This window comes from Cryobacterium sp. 10I5 (assembly GCF_035019865.1).
Classification (GTDB): Bacteria; Actinomycetota; Actinomycetes; order Actinomycetales; family Microbacteriaceae; genus Cryobacterium; species Cryobacterium breve_A.
Genome location: NZ_JASJVI010000178.1, coordinates 1 through 2,412, shown reverse-complemented (window position 1 = coordinate 2,412; position 2,412 = coordinate 1). Strand labels below are relative to the sequence as shown.

At 72.2% G+C, this 2,412-nt stretch carries 2 protein-coding genes; one reads left to right on the top strand and one right to left on the bottom strand.

Features of this window, described 5'->3' with window-relative positions; translation table 11 throughout:
- Positions 1-2,155, top strand: a 2,155-nt coding sequence (locus QN350_RS19505; RefSeq protein WP_323517166.1) for an alpha-galactosidase, incomplete at its 5' end; no start/stop codon positions are given.
- Between the two features lie 133 nt (positions 2,156-2,288).
- Here the strand turns inward: QN350_RS19505 and QN350_RS19500 are convergent.
- On the bottom strand, positions 2,289-2,412 hold a 124-nt coding region (locus QN350_RS19500; RefSeq protein ID WP_323517168.1), incomplete at its 5' end, for an excalibur calcium-binding domain-containing protein.

The following is a 2,412-nucleotide window of genomic DNA, read 5'->3' as shown; positions in this document are numbered from 1 at the left end:
CACCAGCCTTGTGCTGGACGCCCGCGGCACGGCCGTTCCCGTGATCGTGCATTGGGGTGCCGACCTCGGGGAATTGAACGGGGCCGAACTGGCCGTTCTCGCCGACGCCGCGGTTCCCGCGGTCTCGCCGAGTTCGATCGACGTGCCCCTGCGGCTCTCGCTGCTGCCGACGCTCGCCGAGGGGTGGAGCGGCCGGCCCGGGGTGACCGGGTTCCGGCGGGGCACTGCAGCGCCCGGTCGCCCGGCCGAGCTCGCGCTGCGGCTCGACGCGGTGCAGAGCCGGGGTGCACGAACACTCCGCATCGACACGGCGGATGCCGGGGCATCCGTCTCGGTGTCGACCGACCTCGAACTCACAGTCGAGGGGGTGCTGCGGGTGCGGCATACCCTGACCAACACGGGCGACACCGACTTCGAACTCGGCTCGCTCGACGTGACCTTGCCCGTGCCCGACCGGGCCGGGGAACTCCTCGATTTCACCGGGCTGTGGAGCCACGAACGCCGCCCTCAGCGCACCACGCTCGCGCACGGTGTCTGGAGCCGCGAGAGCCGGCACGGCCGGCCCGGCCACGACGACCCGTTCCTCTCGGTCGCGGGGGTGCCCGGGTTCGGGTTCCGTCGCGGCGAGGTGTGGGCGGTGCACCTGGCGTGGAGCGGCGACAAGCGGGTCTGGGCGGAACGCTCCGCCCTCGGCGCCGCAACCCTCGGGACCGGCGAGTTGCTCGCCCCCGGGGAACTGGCCCTGCCCGCCGGGGCCGCCTACGCCACACCCTGGACCGTTGCCGCCTACTCGGCGGCCGGGCTGGACGGGCTATCGGCGCGGCTGCATCCGTGGATTCGGTCCTGGGCGACGCCTGCCGCGGACGCGACAGCGCGAACCCTGCGCCCTGTCGTGCTCAACACCTGGGAGGCCGTGTACTTCGACCACGACCTGCCCACGCTCATCCGGCTGGTCGAGGCCGCCGCACAGGTCGGGGTCGAGCGGTTCGTGCTCGACGATGGCTGGTTCACCGGACGCACCGACGACAGGCGCGCGCTCGGCGACTGGTTCGTCGACCCCCTGACCTGGCCGAGCGGCCTGCACCCGCTCGTCGAACGGGTGCACACGGTCGGCCTCTCCTTCGGGCTCTGGGTCGAACCGGAAATGGTGAGCCTCGACTCCGAGCTTGCGCACGCGCACCCGGACTGGGTGCTCGGTGCGGCCGGTGCGCTCGAATGGCGGTTCCAGCGGGTGCTCGACCTGGGCAATCCGGATGCCTTCGCGTACGTGCTCGCCCGGCTCACGGCCCTCCTCGACGAGTACCCGATCGCCTATCTGAAGTGGGATCACAACCGGGACCTGCTCGGCGGCTCGGCGCACCGGCAGACGTCGGCGGTCTACCGGCTGCTCGGCATGCTGCGCGCCGCGCACCCGGAACTGGAGATCGAGTCCTGCGCCTCGGGCGGGGCGCGGATCGACCTCGGCATCCTGCCACTCGTCGACCGGGTCTGGACCAGCGACACCAACGACCCGCTCGAGCGGCAGCAGATCCAGCGATACACCGGCGTGCTCGTGCCGCCGGAATACCTCGGCGGGCACCTCGGCGCCGCGACCGCGCACACCACGGGCCGCACCGCGTCGCTCGGCTTCCGGCTCGCGACCGCGCTCTTCGGCAGCGCCGGCATCGAGTGGGACCTCACCCGGGCTTCGGCCGGTGAGCTCGAGGTCATCGCCGGGTGGATCGCGCAGTACACACGGCTGCGCCCGCTGTTGCACTCCGGTGCCGTCGTTCACGCTGATGCATCGGACCCCGCGCTCGAGCTGCACGGCGTCGTGGCCGCGGACGGGGCATCCGCTGTGTTCGCCTACGTCGCGCTCGCCGCGCCGCGGACCGCGTTGCCTGCGCCGCTGCGGTTTCCCGGGCTTGACCCCGCCGCGCACTACACGGTGCGGCCTCTGACGATCGGCGGGCCCGTCGACCCCGGCGCTGAGAGTTCCGGTGCGGGGGAGGCCGGCGTGCCGTCGGTCGCGCCGCGAGTGATACAGGATGCCGCCCCGGCGTGGCTGCGGCACGGTTCGGTGACCCTGAGCGGAGCCGTGCTCACCGAGGTCGGACTGCCCGCCCCGCTCCTCGCCCCCGAGCAGGCGGCCCTCTACGAGCTCACCCGCCTCTGAGTCGCCCACCTGAGACGTTCAGCTCAGCTCAGCTCAGCTCAGCTCAGCTCAGCTCAGTTCAGCTCTTGGTCACGGCGTCTGGGGAGGCAATACTCCTGCAAACTCCGGGTGGACACGGGAGAGGTCGGCGGGGCTACTCGCAGCCGACCCCGTCTTTGTCGCGGTCGAACTTGGACTGCCAGCCAGGGTCGCCGGGGTGGATCGGCGCGGCGCCGGCGGCCCTGACGGCCGTGCAGTTCTCGTAATAGACATCGGAC